Annotated in this window: 27 protein-coding genes; 7 read left to right on the plus strand and 20 right to left on the minus strand. The window is 44.9% G+C overall.

The window, feature by feature from the left end; all coding sequences use genetic code 11:
* The first annotated feature begins 30 nt into the window (after positions 1-30).
* Positions 31-963 carry a flagellar motor protein MotB gene (gene motB / locus MRK00_15410; protein MDR4518756.1) on the plus strand — a complete coding sequence of 311 codons (933 nt, stop codon included), beginning with the start codon at positions 31-33 and terminating at the stop codon, positions 961-963.
* Positions 964-993: 30 nt separating this feature from the next.
* Entirely contained in the window at positions 994-1,752 is a 759-nt protein-coding gene (locus MRK00_15415) for a class I SAM-dependent methyltransferase (protein MDR4518757.1), read from the plus strand.
* Positions 1,753-1,806: 54 nt separating this feature from the next.
* On the opposite strand, the gene cysS is transcribed toward MRK00_15415, so the two are convergent.
* On the minus strand, positions 1,807-3,189 hold the full coding sequence (gene cysS / locus MRK00_15420; GenBank protein MDR4518758.1) for a cysteine--tRNA ligase: 1,383 nt from the start codon (positions 3,187-3,189) through the stop codon (positions 1,807-1,809).
* A gap of 144 nt (positions 3,190-3,333) precedes the next feature.
* Here cysS and MRK00_15425 point away from each other — a divergent pair, with 144 nt between their 5' ends.
* Together MRK00_15425 and MRK00_15430 are read left to right on the plus strand one after the other, a co-directional pair.
* Complete coding sequence (locus MRK00_15425) at positions 3,334-3,927, plus strand: peptidylprolyl isomerase (GenBank protein MDR4518759.1); 594 nt, start codon at positions 3,334-3,336, stop codon at positions 3,925-3,927.
* Between the two features lie 14 nt (positions 3,928-3,941).
* Positions 3,942-4,433: a peptidylprolyl isomerase gene (locus MRK00_15430; GenBank protein MDR4518760.1), complete on the plus strand. Its 492-nt coding sequence runs from the start codon at positions 3,942-3,944 to the stop codon at positions 4,431-4,433.
* 76 nt (positions 4,434-4,509) lie between these two features.
* Here MRK00_15430 and MRK00_15435 read toward each other — a convergent pair whose 3' ends face one another.
* From MRK00_15435 to leuC, 16 genes are all read right to left on the minus strand, one after another.
* Positions 4,510-5,685 (minus strand): O-succinylhomoserine sulfhydrylase, encoded by a 1,176-nt coding sequence (locus MRK00_15435; protein MDR4518761.1) that lies wholly within the window; start codon positions 5,683-5,685, stop codon positions 4,510-4,512.
* Positions 5,686-5,746: 61 nt separating this feature from the next.
* Complete coding sequence (purF, locus tag MRK00_15440) at positions 5,747-7,267, minus strand: amidophosphoribosyltransferase (GenBank protein MDR4518762.1); 1,521 nt, start codon at positions 7,265-7,267, stop codon at positions 5,747-5,749.
* Positions 7,268-7,338: 71 nt separating this feature from the next.
* Complete coding sequence (locus tag MRK00_15445) at positions 7,339-7,860, minus strand: CvpA family protein (protein ID MDR4518763.1); 522 nt, start codon at positions 7,858-7,860, stop codon at positions 7,339-7,341.
* A gap of 77 nt (positions 7,861-7,937) precedes the next feature.
* The gene (locus MRK00_15450; GenBank protein ID MDR4518764.1) at positions 7,938-8,588 is read right to left on the minus strand and encodes an SPOR domain-containing protein; all 651 of its coding nucleotides are present in this window, start codon (positions 8,586-8,588) and stop codon (positions 7,938-7,940) included.
* Positions 8,589-8,604: 16 nt separating this feature from the next.
* The gene (gene folC / locus MRK00_15455; protein MDR4518765.1) at positions 8,605-9,906 is read right to left on the minus strand and encodes a bifunctional tetrahydrofolate synthase/dihydrofolate synthase; all 1,302 of its coding nucleotides are present in this window, start codon (positions 9,904-9,906) and stop codon (positions 8,605-8,607) included.
* 84 nt (positions 9,907-9,990) lie between these two features.
* Positions 9,991-10,869, minus strand: coding sequence for an acetyl-CoA carboxylase, carboxyltransferase subunit beta (gene accD / locus MRK00_15460; GenBank protein ID MDR4518766.1), 879 nt, complete (start codon positions 10,867-10,869; stop codon positions 9,991-9,993).
* 24 nt (positions 10,870-10,893) lie between these two features.
* Entirely contained in the window at positions 10,894-11,706 is an 813-nt protein-coding gene (gene trpA / locus MRK00_15465; GenBank protein ID MDR4518767.1) for a tryptophan synthase subunit alpha, read from the minus strand.
* 96 nt (positions 11,707-11,802) lie between these two features.
* Positions 11,803-13,002, minus strand: coding sequence for a tryptophan synthase subunit beta (gene trpB, locus MRK00_15470; GenBank protein ID MDR4518768.1), 1,200 nt, complete (start codon positions 13,000-13,002; stop codon positions 11,803-11,805).
* On the minus strand, positions 12,999-13,616 hold the full coding sequence (locus MRK00_15475) for a phosphoribosylanthranilate isomerase (GenBank protein MDR4518769.1): 618 nt from the start codon (positions 13,614-13,616) through the stop codon (positions 12,999-13,001). The genes trpB and MRK00_15475 overlap by 4 nt, the downstream gene beginning before the upstream one ends.
* Before the next feature lie 29 nt (positions 13,617-13,645).
* The gene (truA, locus tag MRK00_15480) at positions 13,646-14,440 is read right to left on the minus strand and encodes a tRNA pseudouridine(38-40) synthase TruA (protein MDR4518770.1); all 795 of its coding nucleotides are present in this window, start codon (positions 14,438-14,440) and stop codon (positions 13,646-13,648) included.
* Between the two features lie 74 nt (positions 14,441-14,514).
* The gene (locus MRK00_15485) at positions 14,515-17,205 is read right to left on the minus strand and encodes a hypothetical protein (protein MDR4518771.1); all 2,691 of its coding nucleotides are present in this window, start codon (positions 17,203-17,205) and stop codon (positions 14,515-14,517) included.
* Between the two features lie 172 nt (positions 17,206-17,377).
* Entirely contained in the window at positions 17,378-18,490 is a 1,113-nt protein-coding gene (asd, locus tag MRK00_15490; protein MDR4518772.1) for an aspartate-semialdehyde dehydrogenase, read from the minus strand.
* 74 nt (positions 18,491-18,564) lie between these two features.
* Positions 18,565-19,626, minus strand: coding sequence for a 3-isopropylmalate dehydrogenase (gene leuB, locus MRK00_15495; GenBank protein ID MDR4518773.1), 1,062 nt, complete (start codon positions 19,624-19,626; stop codon positions 18,565-18,567).
* 22 nt (positions 19,627-19,648) lie between these two features.
* Entirely contained in the window at positions 19,649-20,287 is a 639-nt protein-coding gene (gene leuD, locus MRK00_15500; protein MDR4518774.1) for a 3-isopropylmalate dehydratase small subunit, read from the minus strand.
* Between the two features lie 8 nt (positions 20,288-20,295).
* Complete coding sequence (locus MRK00_15505) at positions 20,296-20,421, minus strand: entericidin A/B family lipoprotein (GenBank protein MDR4518775.1); 126 nt, start codon at positions 20,419-20,421, stop codon at positions 20,296-20,298.
* A gap of 49 nt (positions 20,422-20,470) precedes the next feature.
* Positions 20,471-21,886 carry a 3-isopropylmalate dehydratase large subunit gene (leuC, locus tag MRK00_15510; GenBank protein MDR4518776.1) on the minus strand — a complete coding sequence of 472 codons (1,416 nt, stop codon included), beginning with the start codon at positions 21,884-21,886 and terminating at the stop codon, positions 20,471-20,473.
* A gap of 166 nt (positions 21,887-22,052) precedes the next feature.
* Between leuC and MRK00_15515 the strand changes: the two genes are divergently transcribed.
* Complete coding sequence (locus MRK00_15515; protein ID MDR4518777.1) at positions 22,053-22,847, plus strand: 1-acyl-sn-glycerol-3-phosphate acyltransferase; 795 nt, start codon at positions 22,053-22,055, stop codon at positions 22,845-22,847.
* On the opposite strand, the gene MRK00_15520 is transcribed toward MRK00_15515, so the two are convergent.
* The 3 genes from MRK00_15520 to MRK00_15530 all read right to left on the minus strand — a co-directional run bounded on the left by MRK00_15520 (position 22,780) and on the right by MRK00_15530 (position 24,934).
* Positions 22,780-23,601: a symmetrical bis(5'-nucleosyl)-tetraphosphatase gene (locus MRK00_15520; GenBank protein MDR4518778.1), complete on the minus strand. Its 822-nt coding sequence runs from the start codon at positions 23,599-23,601 to the stop codon at positions 22,780-22,782. The two genes, MRK00_15515 and MRK00_15520, sit on opposite strands and share 68 nt — an antisense overlap.
* Positions 23,602-23,685: 84 nt before the next feature.
* Complete coding sequence (gene dapB / locus MRK00_15525) at positions 23,686-24,492, minus strand: 4-hydroxy-tetrahydrodipicolinate reductase (GenBank protein ID MDR4518779.1); 807 nt, start codon at positions 24,490-24,492, stop codon at positions 23,686-23,688.
* A gap of 34 nt (positions 24,493-24,526) precedes the next feature.
* Positions 24,527-24,934, minus strand: coding sequence for an outer membrane protein assembly factor BamE (locus MRK00_15530; GenBank protein MDR4518780.1), 408 nt, complete (start codon positions 24,932-24,934; stop codon positions 24,527-24,529).
* Positions 24,935-25,031: 97 nt separating this feature from the next.
* Here MRK00_15530 and fur point away from each other — a divergent pair, with 97 nt between their 5' ends.
* The gene (fur, locus tag MRK00_15535) at positions 25,032-25,472 is read left to right on the plus strand and encodes a ferric iron uptake transcriptional regulator (GenBank protein MDR4518781.1); all 441 of its coding nucleotides are present in this window, start codon (positions 25,032-25,034) and stop codon (positions 25,470-25,472) included.
* Positions 25,473-25,505: 33 nt separating this feature from the next.
* Positions 25,506-26,735, plus strand: a complete 1,230-nt coding sequence (locus MRK00_15540) for a lytic murein transglycosylase (protein ID MDR4518782.1) — start codon at positions 25,506-25,508, stop codon at positions 26,733-26,735.
* Positions 26,736-26,851 lie beyond the last annotated feature (116 nt).

Raw genomic sequence — 26,851 nt, forward strand, 5'->3', positions numbered from 1 at the left:
GCACTGAACACTACAAATACGAGGTAATTCATGGTTGATGATCTTTCACAACGCCCAATCGTTATCAAACGTATAAAGAAAGTTGCTGGAGGACATCATGGCGGCGCATGGAAAATCGCTTACGCCGATTTTGTAACCGCCATGATGGCTTTCTTTTTGTTAATGTGGTTGCTCGGTTCAGCCTCACAAGGTGACCTGGAAGGCATATCCGAATATTTCAAAACACCATTAAAAATTGCCATGTTCGGTGGCTCAAACGTGGGAGATGCAAGCAGTATCGTAAAAGGCGGGGGTACCGATTTAACACATAGCACCGGTCAAGTTAAAAAAGGCGAAACGATCGCTGAAAAAAAAGTTCTGGATCTCAAAGCTGCACAAGCTGAGCGAGAACGAATGGAATTATTGCGCCTTAACCAGCTGAAATCCAAAATTGAAGCCGCTATGGACGCAAATTCAATATTAAATCGATTCAAAAACCAGCTATTGCTGGATATTACAACCGAAGGATTGCGCATTCAAATTGTGGATGAACAGAATCGTCCGATGTTTGCCAGTGGACGAGCTGAGCTACAACCGTATACGAAAGCCATTTTGCATGAAATAGGCAAAACATTGAATGATGTTCCAAATAGAGTCAGTCTTTCCGGTCACACTGATGCGACACCATTTCCATCGGGTGATAAAGGATACAGCAATTGGGAATTATCCGCCGACCGCGCTAACGCATCTCGTAGGGAATTGATAACGGGCGGTATGGATACCAATAAAGTATTGCGGGTCGTGGGATTATCGTCAGCGGTATTATTTGATAAAGAGGATCCCTACAATCCTATTAACCGTCGAATCAGCATTATCGTCATGAATGAAAAAACTGAAAAGGCAATTACAAATGAAAGCGAAGTCGTCAATGTAAGCGGCGAAACAAATTTTGATTCGCAACCATTGATGACACCTGCCAACTAACATTATGTCTTATTGCGATCAAATCAAGATATGCAAACCAGTATAAAATATAAACAAAAACCGGCATTGCTGGCATTACTTGTACAACTGGCAGCTTTAGCGCTCATTTCTCCAATAATTGCGCACTATCCTTCTGTTAGCATTTTGGAATGGGCAATATTACACGGGATTATAGCGGCCTTCTTGAGTTATGTTTTCAATATGGCTATCTGGTGGATTCCAATACAGCTGAGTTTCATGCCAGCCATCGTTGTAACGCATACCATTGGGCTATCCCCGATCTGGTTCGCTCTGGCTTTTGTTATACTGATATTAATCTATGGCAAAACCTATCAAACCCAGGTTCCACTATATCTTTCCAGCAATCAGGCAACAGAAGTTTTGACGACTCTCTTGCCGCAAAAAAAGGATTTCACATTCATGGATCTTGGTTGTGGTTGCGGCGGATTGCTCAGCAAACTCAGTAAAACACACGCCAACGGCACATTTCACGGCATAGAAGCGGCCTTGCTGCCCTATTTCATCTGCAGGATACGAAACCTGTTCGTTCAGCCCAATTACAAGATCCGGCTAGGTGACTTGTGGAAACAGAATCTATCACACTATGATATTGTCTATGCTTATTTGTCTCCGGTACCGATGAAGTCACTGTGGGACAAAGTGTCTCTTGAAATGCGTCCCGGTAGTTTTTTTATCAGTAACACATTTATGGTCCCAGGCATTAAGCCCGACAAATGCATCAAGTTGAATGATTTTTCAGACGCGACTTTATATATCTGGCGTATTTAGTGCATTTTTTACGTCAACACATGAGACATGCCGGGTTGATTTATAAATATGACGTTAATTTCTCCGCCAGGTGGTGCCCTGCGAGCCATCTTCCAGAATAATACCTGAGTTTAAAAGATTCTGACGTATCGCATCCGCTTCAGTATAACAGCCCGCTTTTCTTGCTTTCAGGCGTTGCTGAATTAATTGTTCTATTTCCTCAGGGGAAATAACTGCTGCAGCAGTTTCCGCAGGGCTATTCTGTAAATAGGCTTGCGGCATTTGCTGTAATAACCCCAAAATACCGCCGAGTGATTTTAATAGCGATGCACTGCTGACTGACTGCGTTTTATTTACAATACTGGTCAACTCGAACAGCACAGCTATCGCTTCAGGCGTATTAAAGTCATCATTCATCGCCGCCATAAAGGCATCCGCATGTTCATTCGTCCAGTCTATTTCGCTATTTTCTGCGCCTTCAATATCTTTCAACGAAATATATAACCGGTCTAAAGCAAGCTTGGCATCATTTAAATGCTGATCTGAATAGTTTAAAGGGCTACGATAATGGGCGCGCAGAATAAAAAAACGCACAACTTCAGGCTGATAATTTTTTAACACTTCTCTTACGGTAAAAAAATTACCCAAAGATTTCGACATTTTCTCACTATCGACACGTACAAAACCATTATGCATCCAGTAATTCACAAAGGGATGATCATGGGCGCCCTCACTCTGGGCGATTTCATTTTCATGATGAGGGAATTGCAAATCCTGACCACCACCATGAATATCAAAATGTTCTCCCAAAAAATGTTCGCTCATTGCCGAACATTCAATATGCCAACCTGGGCGTCCGTTGCCCCACGGTGACTCCCAATATGGTTCTCCTGGCTTGGCAGATTTCCATAAAACAAAGTCAAGCGGGTCTTTTTTATTGACATCGATTTCAACGCGTTCACCAGCGCGCAAATCTTCCAGTGATTTTCCGGATAATTTTCCGTATCCCGAAAAATTATGCACCGCAAAATATACATCACCATTATCGGCTGTATACGCCAGCGATTTTCTGACTAATGTATCGATCATCACAATCATTTTTTCAACATACTGCGTCGCACGCGGTTCATACGTTGGTCTAGCGGCACCGAGTGCATCCGCATCTTCTTCCATGGCCGCAATAAACCGTGATGTCAGTGTTTCAATCGTTTCGCCATTCTCCAGTGCGCGTTTGATAATCTTGTCATCAATATCGGTGACGTTCCTCACATAAATGACCTCAAATCCGCATGCTTCAAGCCAGCGAACGACCATATCAAATACCACCAAGACACGTGCATGGCCAAGATGGCAAAAATCGTACACAGTCATGCCGCATACATAAATTTTTACTTTTCCAGGCGTTAATGGAACAAAATCCTGTTTATCACGTGTCAGTGTGTTATAAATTGTTAACATGCAAAGAATGGTTATGATTGTAGAATTGTCTCTCTTCTTGCTAGAATCCCGAATGTGCAAATTTAACCAGAAAAGCCTGCGGAGTATAGCATAACTCGCTTGGCTAACTTCTGATCTTCAATCTATTATTCACCAAGGAAACCTATGCGACTCTCTCAATTTCTGATATTTATATTATTGATTTTTTGCAGCATCTCGAGTCATGCCGCCAATCCCCAGGTATTGATGAAAACAAACTTAGGCACAGTAACACTCGAGCTTTATCCTGACAAAGCACCCAAAACGGTCGAGAATTTCCTGCAATATGTCGAAGCTGGGTTTTATAACAATACAATCTTTCATCGTGTGATTCCCAATTTCATGGCCCAGGGCGGCGGCTTTGATACCACGTTCAACCAAAAACCTACGCGCGCTCCGGTAGAAAACGAAGCCGATAACGGTCTTAAAAATATAATAGGCGCTATTGCCATGGCGCGCACATCGGATCCACATTCCGCAACTGCACAGTTTTTCATTAATGTTGCCAACAATGCATTCCTTAACTTTACGGCCCCCAGCTCAAGAGGATATGGTTACACCGTTTTTGGAACAGTCATTGACGGCATGGATATCGTACATCAGATTGCCAAAACACCCACCGGGCCTGGCGGGCCATTTCCAGGAGACGTTCCCAGAAATATGATTATTATTGAAGAGATGTCTGTGCAACCATCTGCACCCGTTAATAACGAAGAATAAATAAAGGTAATTTTATGATCAGATTAACAACCAATTTTGGCATTATCACGCTTGAACTCGACAGCGAAAAGGCGCCACAAACCGTCGAAAATTTTCTAAATTACGTAAAAAGCGGGTTTTATGACAACACTATTTTTCATCGGATTATCGATGATTTTATGATCCAAGGCGGCGGTTTTGAACCCGGCATGAAGCAGAAGCAAACACAACCGCCTATACAAAATGAAGCTGCCAATAGCCTGAAAAATGATGTCTATACCATTGCCATGGCAAGAACTGCAGATGCCCATTCAGCGACATCGCAATTTTTCATTAATGTTGCCAGCAATGGGTTTCTGAATTACAAGGAACCAACCATACAGGGGTTCGGTTACTGCGTTTTTGGCAAAGTCATTGAAGGCCAGGATGTGGTCGATCAAATCAAGAAAGTCAAAACGGGCGACCGCAACGGTCACCAGAATGTTCCGCTCGATGATGTCGTCATCCAGAAAGCTGAAATCATTTAGGCAGAACACCCACACCGAAAAAATTCAGTTGTATGCGGACGAAATCACTGAAGCATTTAATACCACAAGAATTGCTTTAACCCAGTCCTCGTGCCAGATCATTCTGAATATCTTCAACAGCTTCCAGGCCAACAGCAATACGTAACAGTCCATCGGTTATACCGGCCGCATCACGTGCTTCCTGGCTGATGCGGCCATGCGTTGTCGTTGCCGGATGTGTCAGTGTTGTTTTGGCATCTCCGAGATTGGCTGTGATCGAAACAAGTTTTGTATTATCAATAACCCGCCAGGCAGCTTCTTTACCGCCCTTTACTTCGAACGATACGATACCGCCGCCTGTATTTTGTTGCCGTTTAGCCAGCTCATATTGTGGATGAGAGGGCAAGCCAGGATAAAAAATCCGCTCAATATTAGGATGCGCCTCTAGCCATTGAGCCATTTGCATTGCGTTTCTTGAATGCGCATCCATACGCACTTTAAGGGTTTCCAATCCTTTCAAGATAACCCAGGCATTGAATGCGCTTAAAGTCGGTCCTGCAGTACGCAAAAACCCATAAACGCCACCTTCCATCATGAGATCACGACGCCCCAAAACAGCGCCACCCAATACCCTGCCTTGCCCATCCAAATATTTGGTCGCTGAATGAATAACAATATCCGCACCCAAATCAAGTGGCTTTTGCAAAATTGGCGTACAAAAACAGTTATCCACCACAAGCCATGCACCAGATTTCTTGGCAACATGCGCTAACGCGGAAATTTCTGAAACTTCTGTTAACGGATTGGAAGGTGTTTCAAGAAAAAAAAGTTTGGTATTCGGTTTAACCGCAGCTTCCCAGGCGCTGATATCAGTTGCCGAAACAAAAGTCGTTTCAACATTAAATTTTTTCAGAATATTATTAAACAAGTTAACCGTAGCACCAAACAGGCTTTGCGAAGCAACAATATGATCTCCTGCGGAAAGCAAACCCATCACACATGACAGGATCGCGGACATTCCGGTTGAAGTTGCAACACAGGTTTCAGCACCTTCCATTGCGGCAAGCCGCTCTTCCAAAGCGGTAACTGTTGGATTGGTGAATCGTGAATAGATATTACCGGATTCTTCACCTGAAAATCGGGCAGCTGCCTGTGCAGCATTATCAAAAACAAAACTCGATGTTAAGTAAATCGGCTCTGAATGCTCATTAAATTGACTACGATTTATACCCGTTCGCAGCGCGAGGGTTTCAGGCTTGAGTGGGTCAGGCATGCTAAAAATTACTCCCGGACACTTTATAAATAAATGACAATTGTTATGCGCATGATACGAACTATTCAGATACAGACAGACTTAAATCAAGCTGCGTCTTTGCGGTTGATCGCGACGCACCTTGCTCGAAATTTCTTTTGACCTCTAGCGCATCTAAATATTCAGGGGTTACACTACCTGTTATATAGTCCCCATTGAAGCAGGATGTCTCGAAACTCGTCAAAATCGGATTGACTTTTGAAACCGTCCGAGTCAAAGCATCCAGATCCTGAAAAATCAGATAATCAGCACCAATCTCATGACAGATTTCTTCTGTATCGCGATCGGTTGCAATCAATTCCTGCCGGGTGGGCATATCTATTCCATACACATTTGGAAAACGCACAGGCGGTGATGCAGACGCAAAATAAATTTTGTTGGCTCCCGCATCACGCGCCATTTGCACAATTTCTCGGCTAGTAGTACCGCGCACAATCGAGTCATCAACAAGCAAAACATTTTTACCCTTAAACTCGATACTCATGGCATTTAATTTCTGTCGCACCGATTTTTTGCGCAGTTGCTGCCCCGGCATAATAAATGTTCTCCCGACATAGCGATTCTTAATAAAACCTTCACGAAAGTCCACACCCAGCTGATTGGCCAGTTGCAAGGCGCTTGGCCGACTGGAATCGGGTATTGGAATAACCACATCGATATCAAGATGCTGCATAGAATGCTTAATTTTCTGAGCAAGAGATCTGCCCATATTCAAACGGGTTTCATATACTGAAACACCATCAATTACCGAATCCGGCCGTGCCAGGTAAACATATTCAAAAATGCAGGGATTTAGCGTGGTGCCTTCAACGCACTGCTTGCTATGGAAATTTCCCGCTTCATCTATAAAGATGGCTTCTCCCGGTGCTATATCGCGTTCCAGTTTAAATCCAAGCGTATCCAACGCAACGCTTTCCGAAGCGACGAGATATTCACTTCCTTGTTCTGTTTTTATCGAACCAAAAACCAACGGACGTATTCCAAAAGGATCACGAAAAGCCAGAAGACCATAACCGGCAATCATTGCAACAACGGCATAAGCACCTTCGCAACGCCTATAAACACCACTGACTGCCGCAAAAATAGTATCTGGGTCAAGATGGCAATTACCCGTACTTTCCTGCAATTCATGCGCCAGTACATTCAATAAAACTTCCGAGTCTGATTGCGTATTCACATGACGTAAATCTGTACGAAACAATTCCTGATTCAATTGTTCTGCATTTGTGAGATTGCCATTATGTCCCAACACAATCCCAAACGGCGAGTTCACATAAAAAGGCTGCGCTTCGGCAGGTGATTGAGACGACCCGGCCGTCGGATAACGCACATGTCCAATACCCATATTGCCGTGAAATGCTCGCATATTCCGGGTGCGAAACACATCGCGAACCAACCCCATTCCTTTGTGCATATGAAACGTGTTTCCTTGGGCCGTTACAATTCCCGCCGCATCTTGACCACGATGCTGCAACATCAGCAAACCGTCATAAAGCAATTGATTCGCCGGTGATTTTGCGACAATACCGAGTATTCCGCACATACGCCTACTCCATCAATCCAATAAATGGCACAAAAAAACAGAATTTATTCGATAACAACGGCAACACAGTCTTAGCGCTTGTGTTGCAAGATTTCCTCTTTTTTTTCATAACTGATATGTTTAGACAAATCATTAGGTAGCCAAGGCAAGACCTGCAAAGCCATCATTTCCAGTGTTGGGCTTAACACTGCTTGCCGCCATAAAGACTGTTGTGGCAAAGCGGTCAGGCCGGCAATCAAAACCAAAACCATGACAACAACCAGTGCACGGGTGAATCCGAAAAAAGCGCCCAGAATTCGATCTATGAACCCCAGGCCCACGTTCTTAATCAGTGCATTTAGCAGCATGGTAATCATTACGGAAATAATTAACGTCGCAATAAAAACCAGAATAAATGCCGCAATAATCCGCAACGATTCTCCGCTGAGTTCAGGTGGTATATAAGGCTCAAAATCGTATGCAAAAGTACTTGCTGCGATAAAGGCGATTACCCATCCTGCAATTGATAAAACTTCACGTACTAAACCCCTTACAATACTTAGAATAATTGAAATAAAAAATATCCCAAGAACAACATAGTCAAAAATGGTCATCGCGAAGAAAATCGTACTCAATAAACTTACTATTTAGTCCAACGCTATCAAAAAGCAATTGAACATTTATAGTTTTCTTATTTTGGTGTGACAACACCATCCAGTCCCTGTTTTCTGAGTTTCTCCAGCTCATTTTCAGCAGCCATGCGACTTAAAAAAGGACCGATACGAACACGTGTCATTACATTGCCATTGTGTGTATGTGTCTCTGTATAAGCATTAATCCCGTTTGATTTAAGATTGTTTAGCTGCTGTTGCGCTTTCGATTGATCGGAAAACGCACCTAACTGCACAACAAACTCTTCCGAAGTTTGGCCCGGCTGGTTAATATTTTCTGCCTGAACAATGGCTAATCGCGGTTTAATGCCGGGGATTGGAATGTGATTCTTTTTCGTACTTTCATCCTGTTCTTCTGATTCACTCATTTGATCTAACGATCGAAGTATATGAGAAAAATCAGTTGACAATTCTGACTGATCGATAGCTTGATCAACATCGTTGTTTTGCGGAAAATCTTCTGACGGTAACACTAACGGGGGTATTTCGGTAATATCTTCTTCCGGGAAAAGATGAATGTCTATTTCATGCGTTTCCGTATCCGGCTTGGGCTCATCAAAAATCATGGGCAAAATGATTATTGATGCGATAACCAAGACGATAGCACCCAGTAGACGACGTCTGGCGCGCTTTCTAAGTAATAGCTCTTCTTCGGTGATATTTTTATTCATTATAAATATCCAAGTATTACTGATGATTTACTTTTTCATGATGTTGCAACACTGCACCAACCGTATAGAATGAACCCAATACGCAAATTCTATCATTTTTGTCTGCATGTTCACAGGCAAATCCATAGGCCAAAACAATATCTTCAAATTCATGAATGATGCGATTTTCCCGGGTAATGTCCAGCTTGTAAAAATGATGCAGTAATACTTTGACACTCGCACCTCTAGGTGCATCAATCGGTGATAATAACCAGACATCGATATGGCGCTCCAATTTCTGGATTACCCCCGAAATATCCTTGTCTTCCAGCATCGCAAAAATTGCATAGGTTTTCCCTGAAGACTGAGTCATTTCAAGATTCTTTGTAAATGTAACAGCTGCTGCAGGATTATGGGCAACATCTAAAATAGTCATGGGTTGACTTGATAACACCTGGAATCTTCCCGGTAGAAAAACTGTGATCAATCCCTTTCGAATTGCATGCATGTCAACTGGCAATTGTTCGCCAAGCGTTTCCAATGCCACAAGGCTGGTGCAGGCATTTTCAAGCTGTTTGTATCCACGCAATGCGGGGAACGGCAGTGTATAGCGTTTGCCTTTATGACTCCAGAAATCCCATTGATCATTTTTCCGAGTAAACCCGAAGTCCCGATTGATCATAATCAGCTGCGTTTGTATTGTCTTCACATAGTGCTCTATGCTGTATGGCAAATCTTCTTCGGCACAAACAGCCGGTTTGTTCTTCCTGAAAATTCCCGCTTTTTCGTAACCAATCGCTTCACGGGTATCACCCAGATAGTTCTGATGATCCAGGTCTACACTGGTAAGAATAGCGCAATCGGCATCAAAAATATTCACAGCATCCAAACGCCCACCCAGTCCCACTTCAAGTATGGCAACATCAACATGCTCGGTAATAAATAAATACATTGCAGCCAATGTGCCGAATTCAAAATATGTTAATGAGACGTCACATTTTATTCTCGCCTGATCAATTGACATTAGCGCCAGGAGTAATTGCTGGTCGGAAACTTCTTTTTGCTCAATGCGAATACGCTCGTTATAGCAAACCAGGTGTGGCGAGGTATAACATCCAACACGATATCCCGCAGCTGTCAGAATTGATTCGAGAATTGCGCAAACAGAACCCTTCCCGTTGGTTCCGCCCACAATTATTACTGGAAACACAGGCCTTAATACCAATTCATCACGAACCTGGCCGACACGCTCAAGCCCCATATCAATTGTTTTAGGATGAAGTTGTTCGAGATACGCCAACCATCCTGCCAGCGAATTGCAATTTAGATCAGAGCGCATAAATTGCTCAATTCGTCATCCTATTGACATAAATGACCGATGTCATTGCAAATAAACGGAAACAATGACCATTTACAACCTTATCTATGCAGACGTCGAGACAGGCATAGGGTTACGCATCAACAATGTGCATAAATTTGCTATTTTTTCACGCAAATTCCTGCGATCAATGATCATATCGACCGCACCATGTTCTAACAAAAATTCAGCACGTTGGAACCCTTCCGGTAATTTCTGTCGTACTGTTTGTTCTATAACACGTGGGCCCGCAAAACCAATTAAGGCACCCGGTTCAGCTACCACAACATCACCAATAAAAGCAAAACTTGCCGACACACCACCCATTGTCGGGTCGGTAAGCACTGAGATAAATGGTAATTTCTCACGGCTTAAGCGTGTTAATGCCGCAGAAGTTTTAGCCATTTGCATCAGCGAAAATAAGCCTTCCTGCATTCTTGCGCCACCACTTGCACTAAAACAAACAAATGGCACATGTTGATCAATACAGGTATTGACGCCGCGGACAAAACGTTCGCCAACGACTGAACCCATAGAGCCGCCCATGAATCCAAATTCAAATACCGCAACAACCAGTGGAATTGACAGAATGCTGCCCTTCATGACAATTAATGAATCGTCTTCTTCGACGCTGGATTTAGCCTGAGATAAACGATCCACATAGCGTTTACTATCTTTGAATTTTAAGGGATCGGTCGGCTGTACTTCAATACCAATCTCTTGCCGATTGTGTTCATCGAGCAAATAATCAATCCGTGTCCTTGCTGAAATACGGTTATGATAATCACAACGGGGACAAACATTCAGATTCTTCACCAAATCGGTATAATAAAGCACGGCTTCACAGGAACTGCATTTGCTCCAGAGTCCTTCTGGAACAATTTTCTTTTCCCCGTTTTCTTTGCGCTTTATTTTAGGGGGTATTATATTCTGGAACCAACTCATAAATGCGTTCTCTACTCTGCAAAATTAGTTCTGACTGGGTTTTGTGTCTATGGCTTCGCGCATGCTCGCGACTAAGCGCCCAACATTATCCAACACTTCCGACTGAGATGAATGCTCAATTTCTTCAATGATCCGACTGCCAATAACAACAGCATCGGCCAATCCCGCAACCGCGCTTGCAGTTGATCCATCACGTATACCGAAACCAACGCCAATTGGAATCGATACAGATGCGCGCAATTTTGCCAGCATGGACTCAACATTCTTCAGATCAAGATGGGATGCACCTGTCACGCCTTTTAACGAAACATAATATATGTATCCTTTAGCCAGTCTTGCAACCTGCTGAATGCGTGATTGGGAGGTCGTGGGCGACAACAAGAAAATTGCGTCGATACCCTGTTGCTCAAGACACTTGACCCAATCCTCGCATTCTTCCGGTGGATAATCAACTGTCAGCACGCCATCAATTCCGGCATCTTTTGCTTTTACAGCGAAGCGCTCATAGCCCATTGCCTCTACAGGATTTGCATAACCCATTAAAACCACAGGCGTTTGAGTATTGCGTCGCCTAAATTCAGAAACCAACTCGATCACATTGTTCAGACCCACGTGGTGTTTTAAGGCACGCTCGGAAGAACGTTGTATCGTTGGTCCGTCGGCCATCGGATCCGAAAACGGTACACCAAGTTCAATGATATCCGAACCCGATTCAACCAGACAGTGCATTAAATCGACAGTTAATGCAGGATCAGGATCCCCCGCTGTAATAAACGGGATGAGTGCTTTTTTACGATTAGACTGCAAGACAGCAAATGTTTGCGCAATGCGATTCATACTATTTATAAAAGTCTTTTAATTTGGAAGGTAAGCCAAAAATGTTTAGTCTGTATGTTTCAAGTTTGAATGCTAAAAACTGGGTGGCCAGAATTATCAAAGTGATATTCCAGACATCTGCGCGACTGTCGCCATATCTTTATCGCCACGCCCGGAAAGATTAACCAACAGCAGCTTGTCTTTAGCGAGTGTCGGAGCAAGCTTGGCCGCATAGGCCAGAGCATGGCTTGACTCAAGTGCAGGCATGATACCTTCAAAACGGCATAACGCATGAAATGCCTCCAGCGCTTCGTTGTCTGTTATCCCGACATATTCAGCGCGGTGAATATCTTTCAACCAGGCATGCTCCGGACCGACGCCCGGGTAGTCCAAACCAGCTGAAATGGAATGTGTTTCAATAATCTGACCATTTTCATCTTGAATTAAATAAGTACGATTCCCGTGCAGCACGCCTGGCTTTCCCTTAATTAATGTAGCTGCATGCTGATTTGTATCCAAGCCCTTACCGGCCGCTTCAACGCCAATCATTTGCACAGTCTTGTCGTCGATATACGGATAAAACAATCCTATCGCATTGGATCCGCCACCCACACAAGCAATTAACACATCAGGTTGTCTTCCGTAGGTTTCTAACATCTGAACTTTGGCTTCATTACCAATAACCGTTTGAAAATCACGAACCATCACTGGATAAGGATGTGGACCTGCAACTGTACCGATGATATAAAAGGTATCTTCAACATGGGTCACCCAGTCTCGCATGGCTTCATTAAGCGCATCTTTCAGCGTACGCGAACCTGACTCAACGGGAATAACCTCAGCACCCAACAATTTCATTCGATACACATTGGTCGCTTGGCGTCTGACATCTTCAGCGCCCATATAAACGACACACTGCATACCGTAACGGGCAGCTACCGTTGCTGTAGCCACCCCATGCTGCCCGGCGCCCGTTTCTGCAATAACCCGGTTTTTCCCCATACGGCGGGCCAACAAGGCCTGCCCAATAGTATTATTAACCTTGTGCGCTCCAGTATGATTTAAATCTTCCCGCTTCAAAAGTATCTGAGCACCGCCGAGATGTTCCGACCAACGCCTGGCATGATAAATAGGGCTTGGGCGACCAACGTAATGCTTTAGTTCGTGGGCAAATTCTTGCTGGAACTCGGAATCATTCCGATAGTGCTCATACCGCTCACGCAATTCATCCAATGCCGAAATCAGCGTTTCGGCAACAAACACACCGCCATAGGGCCCAAAATGGCCACTCTTATTTGGCAAGTCATAAACATTCACTCTATTCGAACTCCTTGCATGAAAGCAGAAATTTTTCCCTGATCTTTAATACCTTTTACTGCTTCAACACCACTTGAAACATCTACTGCCCAGGGTCGAACCTGCTGGATGGCGGCCGCAACATTTTCGGCACTTAATCCACCGGATAAAATTACCGGCAGCGGTAAATAACGAGGAATCAAACCCCAATCAAACACATGTCCAGTACCACCAGGCATATTTTTTGCATAAGTATCCAGTAATAATCCTTTGGCAGTGTTATACCGGTTGGCGTATTGTAACAAATCTACACCATCCTTGACGCGAATTGCTTTAATATACGGCAGTGAAAACTGTTCACAAAACTCCGGTTCCTCATCGCCATGGAATTGCAATAGACTCAGTTTCACTATTGAAGCAGTTTCTAAAACCCAGTCACGCTCAGGATTCACATAAACCCCGACAGTATTGATAAACGCAGGTATTTTACTTGAAATTTCACTTGCTTTCTGGGGCGTCACATAGCGCACACTTTCCGGCCAGAAAACAAAACCAATGGCGTCCGCACCTAAGTTGACTGCTGACATGGCATCTTCAACGCGTGTGATACCACAAATTTTTACACGTACTGCCATAACAATTGAATTGAACGAAACGATAATTACTAAATTTTCGGGCAATCAAAAAAATTTGATCTCCCTTCTAATTGAGGAATATTCCATTTAGGATCATACAAAATACCTGTCAGATACAATCCCGACGCTGAAAATGTTGGTGGAGCAAATGCTCTATCACAATTTTCTAGTACGGATTGTACCCATTCCGGAGGATATTTTCCCTTACCAATGTAGACAAGACATCCGACTATATTCCGTACCATATGCTGTAAAAAAGCATTGGCACATAAATCAAAAGCAATAATATTACCATGACAGGATATGTCCAGTCGTGTGAGTATGCGTACGGGCGACTTTGCTTGGCATTCAGCGGCTCGAAAAGCGGAAAAATCATGCTCACCGATCAAACTTCTGGCGCCGATTTGCATTTTCTTCAGGTCAAGTGGTTGATGGAACCAACCCAATATTTTGGAATGAATACCTGGCCGAACAGGATGATTAAGCAGAAAATATCGATAACACCGTTCACGCGCACTAAAACGCGCGTGAAACTGCTCAGACATTTGATTTGCCCAGAGTACTGCGATATCTTTTGGTAGAAATGCATTAACACCACGTATCCAGGCCGTCAATGGTCGTACAGCTGACGTATCAAAATGTACAACCTGGTACAACGCATGCACACCTGCATCGGTTCTTCCGGCTGTGACAACTCGAATTTTTTCACAAGCAACCTGAGTCAACGCAAATTCGAGTTTATCTTGTATTGAGCAGCCGTCCGGCTGGCTCTGCCAGCCGCAATAATTGCTTCCATTGTATTCAAGAATGAGTGCAATTCTCACAATATCATAGCGATCAACTATACTATCCAGTTAAACGTCCACATTGTGATTACAAATACACTCAAACAAGAACATTACAGTTTTTCCAGTAATTCCCGCGCGGCTTTTTGTTGATTCTCATCGCCTTCCTGAACAACTTCCTCAAGCATTTCCCGCGCGCCTTCTAGATCTTCCATTTCCAGATAAGCTTTGGCCAGATCTATTTTGGTTTCTATTTCATGCCATTGCTCGCTTTTTGTTTCTGTTTCAGGCGCTGCTGACTCGATTGTATCTACATGTTCTTCTGTTACCGGATTCTCTGAAACGTCAGGTAAGTTTTCCTTTTCGATATCCAAATCAATATCTGAAAAATCAATATCCGATATTTGTTCCCCTGAACCTGCAGAAGAATTCATAGCATCGTCAGTTGCGCCTCCTGTCTCCGCCATGTCAAGCGTATTCATCTCGTCATCTGATGATGACTCCTGTACAGGAGTCTGCTCTTCACGCTTGCCACTTTCGTCCGACAGCTCGAATGTCGATGAATCCAATGAGAAATCAAGTGTATTCTCATTATTTAAGTCTGATTCCCTTTGCACGAGCTCTGATTCTGGTTCTTGGTCAGCCAAATCCAATTTTAACGCATCACTTTCTTCAGCTTCACCCGGTTCATCAAAGTCAATCTTCAATTCATAGTCTGATTCACTGTCCGAAGAAGTTGGTTCCTCCTCATGTGGAAAATCCAGAATTTGTTCTTGATCAATATCCAATTTTTCATCAGAAACCTGTACGCTTGCGGACTGTTCATTCACATCAAAATCAGCTTCGAAATCGAGACTATTTCCGTCGTCTCCCTCGATAGAGTCGTCAAGCGACCCACTCTCAGGCTGGTTCTCGTCAAAGGCATCCATCTCAAGTTCATCTAGTGGATTATCCAATTCATTTTCCGCCTTTTCATTTTCCTTGGAAAAATCCAATTCAATTGGTTGCTCCGAATCAAATGGCTCTTCTTCCCCGTCGTGAGCCTGTTCTTCAGCTGAAAATGCAGAATCCAGTTTTGCGGCATCTACTTTTTCCTCTGGATTTTCATCCGGAAAAAATTGATTTGTTTGATCAAATTCATCGATATCTTCATCCTTGCCATCCGTTGCATGGGCTGCAGCAACTGCCGCAGCTGTTTTATTTCGCAACGCCGAAGATAGTTCTTCATATCTGGATTCTTCCGCTAGCGCCTCTTCCTCCGCAGCTTTTCTTTTACGACGATAAATGACAGCAAACATCGAGAGCAAAAGAATTGCAAAAGCCGCGCCAATATAGGTCATATTGTCCATCATTTGATCGAGGATTGAAGCTTCCTCTGACTCAGGCAGCAACACTGGATTCGACATGGATGCAACCGCTGCAACTTGAGTAGCCGGCACAACAGGCTCGCTTGCTATATTGTCTTCATCATTCGGTGTTTGTACTGCAATGGTCTCAGATTCCTGAATGAAATCAAATTCAGTTCCTGTTGCAGGAACAGATTCTGATGAGATAACTTCAATGGATTCAATTTCAGCTTGCGGCTGTTCTGCTTCAACTGCTGCTTGAGTTTCAGCATTAATTTGCGCCTGTGCCAATTCAGGACTTTGCAACGCCAATAATTTTTGCAAGTTCTCAATATTCTTTTCCAACATGGCAACACGTTCATTCGCTTCTTTCAAAGCGAGATTACGTGCAATCGCATCTTCTTCCATCATACGCAGACGTTCTTGCGTACTGATCTCTGAATAGGGATCTTGAGAATCTAGTAAACGCTCACCACTTGAAAGCCGCAACACTTCTTCGGGCGGTTCACTGCGCGAAACAGCAGCATTATCGACCGCTGTTGTAATTTGCCCTGAAGCTTGCTGATTCAAGGCATCAAGATCATGCGGCTCTTGAGTCGACGAAGCCAAATTCTGGCGATATTTATGCCAGTCGTTAACCTGTACTCTGACCTCAATATTGGCTTCTCTTTCACTAATCTCAGCCAATTCCTGCAAATTCGGAATTTTCAGAATGACGCCGGTTCGCAGCAAATTCATGTTGTCTGCAATGAAAGCTTCGCGATTGGCTCTGAATAACGCAACCAGCATCTGGTTGATATTAACCGCTTCGGGTTTAACCTGCCTGGCTATCGAAGACAATGTATCGCCTTCTAAAATCGGTCCATATGTACCCGGAGTCTGAACCGAAGCTTGAGATGCTGGCCGTAGCGTCTCTACAGTCCTTTCCTCAGCTGAAGCAATTGTTGTCGGTTGAGTGCTATCTTGAGCCAGAGGCGCCGCTTCTACTTCCGCTGCATTTGCAGATGCAGTTTTTTCCTCAATGGCAGGTACAATCGGTGCAATCGGTTCCGGTCTTCTTGCATCTACCGGGTCAAGCAATACGGTATATTCACGTAACAATCGCCCAGAAGCCCAGCTTATTTCCACCAGCATATTCAGAAATGGCTCATTAACCGCTTGTGGAGAAATAATTTTCACATAAGGATCACCGTTGATACGTGATTCTATGGAGATACTGAAAGTGTCATAATAATTTTCGTAGCGTATACCCGCTTGAGAGAATGCTTCACGTGAGGCAAAAACAGCTTTTAATGTAGAAAATTCCTCATCACTGACGGAGACAAGATCAATCTCTGCATTGAGCGGCTGACCCAAAGACGAATTGATTGTTAGTTTACCAAGCCCTGCAGCGTGAACAGTTAAGGAAAAAACCAAACCGACTAATAATAAGCATGCTCTAATTATAGAAGTAAACACCGAGGACCCCTCTCTTGTTTTCAAAAAGAAAATAGACCTAGACTAGCACGAACTTTGATAGTGAAAGCGTTGAATATTCCTTGAATTATATGCTAATTCCAGAAAAAAAAATGTTAGCTTTCAAATAAGACAATATCATTTGTCTTAATAATCAGTCAATAATTGTATAGATTTAATGTTGTACTATAATTCTGAGCATTCTGCGTAACGGCTCGGCAGCCCCCCATAGCAGTTGATCGCCCACGGTAAATGCAGACAGATATTCATTTCCCATAGCCAGTTTACGTATACGCCCTATCGGTATGGACAAAGAGCCGGTCACAGCAGCAGGGGTTAATTTTTCAGTGGTCGCTTCTCTCTCGTTTGGCACAACCTGAACCCATTCATTGGATTTGGCAATAATATCTTCCACTTCGTCCAATGGTATATCCTTTTTGAGCTTCATGGTGAGCGCCTGGCTGTGACAACGCATGGCGCCGACGCGTACGCAAGTACCGTCAACCGGAACCGGTTGACTTGTTCTACCCATAATTTTGTTGGTTTCTACCAGCCCTTTCCATTCTTCACGGCTTTGACCATTGTTTACAGCTTTATCAATCCAGGGAATCAGGCTTCCGGCAAGCGGTACACCAAAATTTGAAACCGGAAAATTTTTGTCTCGCAAAGTCCCAGCGACTTCCCGATCAATATCCAAAATACTGGAAGCCGGGTCATCCAACAAGTCTTTAGCGACACGATGCGCCTCACCCATTTGTTGCAGCAGTTCTCGCATATTACGGGCGCCAGCACCTGATGCCGCCTGATAGGTCATAACGTTTACCCACTCAACCAAGCCTTTTTCTATAAGTCCACCAACAGCCATCAGCATCAAACTAACGGTACAATTGCCACCAATATAGTTCTTTACACCCTTGTGCAAGGCCTGTTGTATGACCGGCATGTTCACCGGATCAAGGATAATGACAGCATCATCATCCATCCGCAATGCTGATGCGGCATCAATCCAGTATCCCTGCCATCCGTTTTTTCTCAGTTCCTTGGCAATGCTATTGGTATAATCACCGCCCTGACAGGTGATGATCACATCCATCTCAGCCAGCGCTGTTAAATCATAAGCGTCTTTAAGTGGAGGAATTTCCTTACCGATATCCGGTCCTTTTGCCCCTTTCTGAGAGGTAGAAAAAAATACAGGATCAATCAAAGAAAAATCATTTTCTTCTCGCATACGCTGCATCAACACAGAACCCACCATACCTCGCCAACCAACAAAACCGACCTGTTTCATTTCTTGCCTATAGTCCTAAATAAAAAAACACATCTTGTATTTAAACATAAAAACAATCCGTACTATCAACGGTTTTACATGTTTGACAGTACCGCATCGCCCATTTCACGGGTTCCAATTATTCGCATACCTGGACTTGCAATATCGCTTGTTCGAAAACCCTGTGTCAAAACTTTTTTAACCGCATTTTCTATGCGTTGCGCCGCACTTTCCTGATTGAATGTATAGCGCATCATCATGGCAACCGAAAGAATAGTCGCCAGGGGATTTGCGATATTTTTACCGGCAATATCCGGCGCTGAACCATGAATTGGTTCATACAATCCTTTGTTGTTGCTATCAAGCGATGCGGAAGGCAGCATTCCGATAGAGCCAGTGAGCATGGACGCCTCGTCCGATAAAATATCACCAAACATGTTTCCGGTTACAACTACATCAAATTGCTTGGGGTCACGCACCAGCTGCATGGCCGCGTTATCGACCAGCATATGCGAGAGCGTTACATCGGGATACTCCTGGCCAACTTCCTCAACCACATCACGCCATAACTGGGTGCATTCCAAGACATTCATTTTGTCAATCGAACATAGCTTGCGGTTTCTTTTTTGCGCGGCCTGAAAAGCCACATGTGCAATACGTTGAATTTCACTCTCATTATAGATCATGGTGTTAAAACCAACACGCTGACCATTACGTTCTTCGATACCACGGGGCTCACCAAAATAAATATCACCGGTTAATTCGCGCACGATCAAAATATCAAGACCGGCAACCACTTCAGGCTTTAGACTGGACGCATCGGCAAGTTCCGGATAAAGCATCGCGGGCCGCAAGTTTGCGAATAAGTTTAACGCTTTACGTATCGCCAGCAATCCACGCTCGGGTCTCTGAGCACGCGGAAGACTATCATATTTGGGGCCGCCCACAGCCCCCAGCAACATCGCATCGGCATGCGCGGCCAGTTTATGCGTTGCCTCGGGATATGGCTCACCGGTTGCATCAACTGCACAACCACCAATCAGCCCGTGTTCAAGCGCTATCCCGAGCCCATCGGTCTTCAACACATCTAATACACGTACGGCCTGGGCAACGATTTCAGGACCAATACCATCACCCGCCAGAATTGCAATTTTCATAGTCGTCATTTTTGGATTATGCTCATGAGAACAACCAGGGTTGTTCTTCACGCCGTTTCTGTTCAAATTGTTTTATTTTTTCGGCATGTTGCAGTGTCAAACCAATTTCATCCAGACCATTTAACAAACAATGTTTGCGAAACGCATCCACTTCAAATGAGAAATGCGCATTGCTTGGCGTGATCAAGATTTGCTTTTCCAAATCCACCGCTAATGCATACCCTTCGGTTTCATTCACCTCATGAAATAGCTGGTCGATAATCTTTCCTTCCTGAACAATCGGTAACAATCCAATTTTGAAACAGTTATTAAAAAATATATCTGCAAAACTTGGCGCAAGAATTACTTTGAATCCATAATCTTGAAGCGCCCAAGGCGCATGCTCTCGACTCGAACCGCACCCGAAGTTGTCCCGCGCCAGCAATATCTGGGCGGATGTGTAGCGCGGTCTATTCAGAATAAAATCCGGATTTAACTGGCGTTGTGTAACATCCATCTCAGGTTCGCCGTGATCCAGATAACGCCACTCATCGAACAGATTGCGCCCAAAACCCGAACGTTTGATCGATTTCAGGAATTGCTTTGGAATAATAGCATCCGTATCGACATTAGCCCGATCAAGGGGTGCGACGACACCCGTAAATGTCCGAAATTTTTCCATGTTGTGAATTATTGTGCAGAACGCTCTATAGCTTCACCGCCTTGCTGAATATCCTTGCCGAAACCGGCCATAGTGTTACATGCGGTCAGACTGAAAATTGCAATTAATGTAATGATTACTGTCATTGGTTTCATGATTTTCTCCTCCACAAAAAATAAACAAATTGTTCAAGGGACAGCGTGTTCAAGATAGACTCAACTGACTCACATCGACAAAATGTCCGGCTATAGCCGCAGCCGCAGCCATAGCCGGACTAACCAGATGCGTACGACCACCGGGACCCTGCCGGCCTTCAAAATTACGATTGGACGTTGAAGCACATCGCTCTCCTTTAGACAATCGATCGTCATTCATTGCCAGACACATCGAACAACCGGGTTCACGCCATTCAAAGCCTGCAGCCTGAAAAATTTTATCCAGCCCTTCCTGTTCGGCCTGATACTTAACCAAGCCCGATCCGGGCACCACCAATGCCAATTTAATTGTCGAAGCAACGTGTTTTCCTTTGACCACTTCAGCGGCTGCACGCAAATCTTCAATCCGCGAGTTGGTGCAGGAACCAATAAATACTTTATCAAGTGTTATCGACTGTATCGGCGTACTGGGTTGCAGCCCCATATACTTCAGGGCCTGTTCCATATCCTGACGTTTAATGTCTTCCATAACATCGTTCGGATCAGGCACAACACCATCCACCGTTGTCACCATTTCCGGAGAAGTCCCCCAAGTAACCTGCGGCCGGATACTGGCCGCTTCCAGATTGACCGTTTGATCAAAAACGGCATCCGGATCGCTGTGCAGTGTCCGCCAATAAGCAACCGCCTTATTCCACAGCTCGCCTTGCGGCGCGAACGGCCTACCCTGGATATATTGAATCGTTGTTTCGTCCACAGCGACCATTCCAGCACGCGCACCGGCTTCTATCGCCATGTTGCATAACGTCATACGGCCTTCCATGGTCAAGGCTCGTATTGCGCTGCCTGCAAATTCAATCGCATAGCCTGTTCCACCAGCAGTGCCTATCTTGCCAATAATTGCCAGGGCAATATCCTTGGCGGTTACACCCAATCCAAGCCTGCCTTCTACAACAATCCGCATCGACTTGGACTTCTTGGCCAGTAGACATTGCGTCGCCAACACATGCTCAACTTCGGATGTACCGATACCAAAAGCAAGACATCCAAATGCACCGTGGGTACTGGTATGCGAATCACCGCAAACGACTGTCATTCCGGGTAACGTCGCACCTTGTTCCGGTCCAATGACATGAACAATGCCCTGACGCTGATCATTCATCTTAAACTCGGTGATACCCAGTTCATCGCAATTTTGATCGAGTGTTTCAACCTGCAAGCGTGACGTTGGATCACTAATGCCCTGATCACGCCCGGTTGTTGGCACATTATGATCAGCTACTGCAAGAATCGAGCTGATACGCCAAGGCTTGCGCCCGGCAATTTTCAAACTTTCGAATGCCTGGGGACTAGTGACCTCATGAACAAGATGGCGATCGATATACAGCAATGCCATGCTGTCAGCACCGTTCGAACCCGTATCAACCACATGTTGCGCCCAGAGTTTGTCGTATAACGTTTGCATTTTGCAAATTTAATTTATTGAAATGAGTTTAATTATCCAACCCTAAATTATTACATAAACTATGCATGAGAAACAGCGTCAGCTTTTTCCATGAGTAAAACTTTTTCATCTACCAGCATCAGCCAAGGTAAAATTATCCTGTTGACTCAACTTTTCCCGCATGATTATGAAAAAGACAACGCCTGTTGCCATTCGTTTTATCCGTTTTGCCCGGCTGATACTGCATGTAGTGTCAGGCATTCTGCAATCTATTGCCTACCCTCATGTTTCCCGTGCCACCCAGCATCACATGATGAAAAACTGGGCGATGAAAGTATTAAAAATTTTGAATATCAGACTGCACCATACCGGCAAGTTTCCTGACAAGAATGATCAACAGGCTTTACTGGTCGCCAATCATGTCTCATGGCTGGACATTTGTCTGTTAATGGCAATTTGTCCGACACAGTTTGTCGCCAAATCAGAAATCCGCAGATGGCCGGTCATTGGTTTTTTATGCAGAAGAGTGGGCACGCTATTTATAGAGCGCGCCAAACGCAGCGATACCGCGCGGATCAACCAGGTGATCGGCAATGTTTTAATGACCGGCGAGCGCGTTTGTATTTTTCCGGAAGGTGCAACCAGCGACGGCATGCAGATTCAACATTTTCACGCTTCCCTGTTGCAGTCCGCCGTAAACGCCAACGCGCTGATATATCCTGTCGCAATCCGTTATCTGGATGACACAGGCAACTTATGCCGCGACGCCGCCTATACGGACATATCACTCATCACCTCATTAAAAAAGATTTTAAGCCAAACCCGTATTGATGCTGTTTTAAACAGCAACGATGCCATTCATAGCGAAGGCAAAAACCGGCGCGAACTGGCGCGCCTGTCCGAACAGGCTATTGCTAACAGCCTGTCGCTGTCTTCCTATCACAAGGAATCTGAAAAACCCTCCTATCTTCCAAACGCATAGTGGATAACCGGCCGTTCCAGACGCAACCGCTGTCCAGCGCAACAAGCTTATCCGTCACATACAAACCCAGTGCAGACCAATGTCCACAGATAATCGTTTTTTCTTGACTGACGCGTTCTGGCACATCAAACCATGGAAAAAAACCGGATGGAATATCCTGAAAAGTGCCTTTATACGAAAAATTCATACGTCCATCCTTGCTGCAGATGCGCATGCGCGTCATCGCATTGATAATAACGCGCAAACGTTCCGCACCTATCCAGCCATCCTGCCAGTAGTCCGGTTCGTTACCGTATAATTGCGAGAAAATCACCCGATAATCATCATGACGCAACGCTGCTTCCACTTCACTGGCCAGCACCGCAGCTTTAGAAACAGACCAGTCCGGCAGCAAGCCGGCATGCACCAGTGCATAGTTGTCCTCATAATAAAACAACCGTTGCTGCCGCAACCAGCTCAACAATTCTTCACGATCTGACGCATCCAAAATCGGTTGAATGGTATCGCCTTTTTGGCAGCGGGCTATCCCGGCATCAACCATGAGCAAGTGCAAATCGTGATTACCCAACACCGTGACGACCGTATCTCCCGACTGCTTAACAAAACGCAGCATTTCCAATGATTCCGGGCCGCGATTGACAATATCACCGACCAGCCACAACTTGTCGTTCGAGTCATCAAACTCAATCACGTCAAGCAGTTTCCTAAACGACGAGTAGCAGCCCTGGATATCACCGATTGCGTAGATTGCCATATGAAGTATTTTTTGTCGTTTTGCAGAAAATAAACGCACCAAAAACGTGGGCCAAAACCAGAAACGTGTAATCGAATGTCACAATTAACGCAACCCGAGTACATCCTGCATATCAAACAGGCCTCTCGTTTTATTCTGAAGAAAACGAACAGCGCGCACCGCGCCCATGGCAAACGTCATCCGGCTGCTCGCTTTATGCACAATTTCGACGCGCTCGCCGATACCGGCAAACATGGCGGTATGCTCCCCAACAATATCACCCGCGCGTATCGTTGAAAATCCGATGGTTTCATCGTTGCGTTCACCCGTTACGCCTTCCCGGCCATAAATAGCCACTTTTTTTAAATCGCGATCTAAAGCATCGGCAATCACTTCGCCCATCCGCAAAGCGGTTCCGGATGGCGCGTCAATTTTATGACGGTGATGCGCTTCAATAATTTCGATATCATAACCCTGGTTCAATACCCTGGCGGCTATCTCAAGCAGTTTGAACGTTACATTGACCCCCACGCTCATATTTGGCGCAAAAACAATGGCGATATCGTTTGAAGCCTCCTTGAGTTTTTCCTTTTCTTCAGCCGAGAATCCAGTGGTGCCAATAATCATTTTCACCCCGGCTTCGCGGCAAACTGCCAGATGCGCCAGCGTGCCCTCGGGACGGGTAAAGTCAATCAACTGATTGCTGCCGGTCAAGGCAGTTACAAAATCGCTCGTGATATGAACACCGTTACTTGAACCGATCAATTCCCCGGCATCCTTGCCCAGATACGGACTGTTTTTTTGCTCCAGTGCAGCCGATAACTGCATGTCATCTGACTGCGTGATCGCTTCAAGCAAGGCGCGGCCCATTCGGCCGCCACTGCCTGCAATGGCAATTTTTTGAATCGTCATGTTATTCCTGTTAAGTTATCAAAAGTATGTAGGGTTATCTGCCTTCGTCTTCGGTCGTTGCCTTCACAGTTTCATCAATTGCATCTTCTGGTTGCGATATTTCCGGTTTCATTGGATGCAATGAAAACAACTGCTCATTTTCAGTTCGCATCAACCGATCGTCATTAAAATAAACTGTCAGCCTTTTTTGTTCAACCAGATCGCCTTTTATGCGCTGGATATAGACATAATCCCAGCGGTTATCTCGAAACACATCGACGACAAGCGGCGAACCCAGCACGAACCGCACTTGGGATTTGGTCATACCCGGTTTCAATTTGTCGAGCATTTCATCGGTCACAACATTGCCCTGCTGTACATCGATTTTGTAAAGCACATGCGGAACCAGAAAGCACCCCGTCAAATTAAAAAAAACCAGCATCGTGATTATTTTTACAACCATTTTGTTGATATGTATTGATATGTTATGTTTGTAGTGTAGACTCAGCATGATTGAGCACAATATGATACAGTAAATAATTTACTTGACAGAAATTACCATGAGCAATTCTGGAGACCTCAAAAGCATCGATCTTAAAACGATCGGTTTAAAAACCACACTGCCAAGACTCAAGATATTGAATTTGTTTGAAAATAGTTCTGTGCGTCATTTATCGGCCGAAGATGTATATAAAGAATTGATCAATGAGAATGAAGATATTGGCCTGGCCACTGTTTATCGGGTGTTAACGCAATTTGAACAAGCCGGATTACTCGAGCGGCATCATTTTGAAAGCGGCAAAGCCGTGTTCGAACTCAAAAGCGACGGCCATCACGACCACCTGGTTTGCCTGCAATGTGGCCGCGTGGAAGAATTCTACGACGCCGAAATCGAAAAACGCCAACTGGCCATCGCGAAAGATCGCGGATTTAAATTGCAGGAGCATTCACTATCGTTGTATGCCGATTGCATGCGCAATGAATGCCCGCACCGCAAATAAATGCGTTACCACTTTATTGACTGAGTAATAACCATGCCGCGCTCGATCATAGCAAAACACACGAACTCAAAAAAATATTGCCAAATCCTTTTATTGGCCGGCGCACTGCTTCTGAGTCCGGCAATCGTCGCAAGCCAGCAGTTTAGTCAGTGTGTCTCCGAACTGAAATCCAAAGCGCGTCAGCAAGGCATATCGGACAATACGATTAACACGGTTCTGGGAAAAGTCAAGCATCTTGCCCGCGTTATCGAACTGGATCGCCGCCAACCCGAATTTACTCAAACCTTTGCCGGTTATTTTAATGCGCGTATAACCAATGAAAGAATTAGAAATGGACGCCGGCTGCTGGAAGCGCATCGTGAATTATTGAACAAAATAGAACTGGAAACCGGAATTCCAGCCAAATATCTGGTTTCTTTCTGGGGACTGGAAAGCAATTTCGGCGGATATTTTGGAGACTGGTCCGTACCGGATTCATTGACCACGCTAGCCTGTGATCAACGCCGCAGCGCATTTTTTACACAGGAATTATTCAACGCACTGCGTATCATCGATGCAGGCGACATCACACCTGAACGTATGGTCGGTTCATGGGCAGGCGCAATGGGACATATGCAGTTCATGCCGTCCACCTTTTTAAATTACGCCAAAGACGCTGATGGCGATGGACGCCGGGACCTATGGGGCAGTATTGAAGATGCGATGGCGTCGGCCGCCAATTTCTTGCGCAAAATGGGCTGGAATCCTGATCTCGAATGGGGACAGGAAGTCAAACTGCCGTCAGATTTCGATTATTCACTGGCCGGTAGTAATCACCAACGAACATTGAGTGACTGGGCGGCACTCGGGGTAACCCCCGTATCGGGCCCCAGTTTATTGCCAACCGGTCAAAAAGCCGCTTTACTGGTACCGGCGGGTCATCGAGGCCCTGCTTTTCTCGTTACCCAGAATTTCCAGGTCATCATGCGCTGGAACCGTTCTGAATATTACGCGCTGTCTGTAGGCCATCTGGCTGATCGCATATACGGCGAGCCTGAATTGTCCCGGCAACCGCCCGCAGATGGCATCAAAATCTCGCGCGAACAAGTCCGTCAATTACAAAGTGATCTGCATGCACTCGGCATTGATCCCGGCGGTGTCGATGGCGTCATGGGACCGCAAACCCGGAAAGCCATCAGCATTTTTCAGCACAGAACGCAACGCATTGCGGATGGATATCTTGATAGCACGTTACTGGAAGCGGTGCGCGCCGCAGCACAATAATACGCAAGATTGCCGGAATCGCTTTAGCGACTCTTGAAAAATCCCTATTTGCAGGCATCCGCTTCGCGAGCTGTTTTTTGTATACAACACATATAAAAAAGCTACTGCAATACCCG

It is taken from the genome of Nitrosomonas sp., from assembly GCA_031316255.1.
Lineage (GTDB): Bacteria > Pseudomonadota > Gammaproteobacteria > Burkholderiales > Nitrosomonadaceae > Nitrosomonas.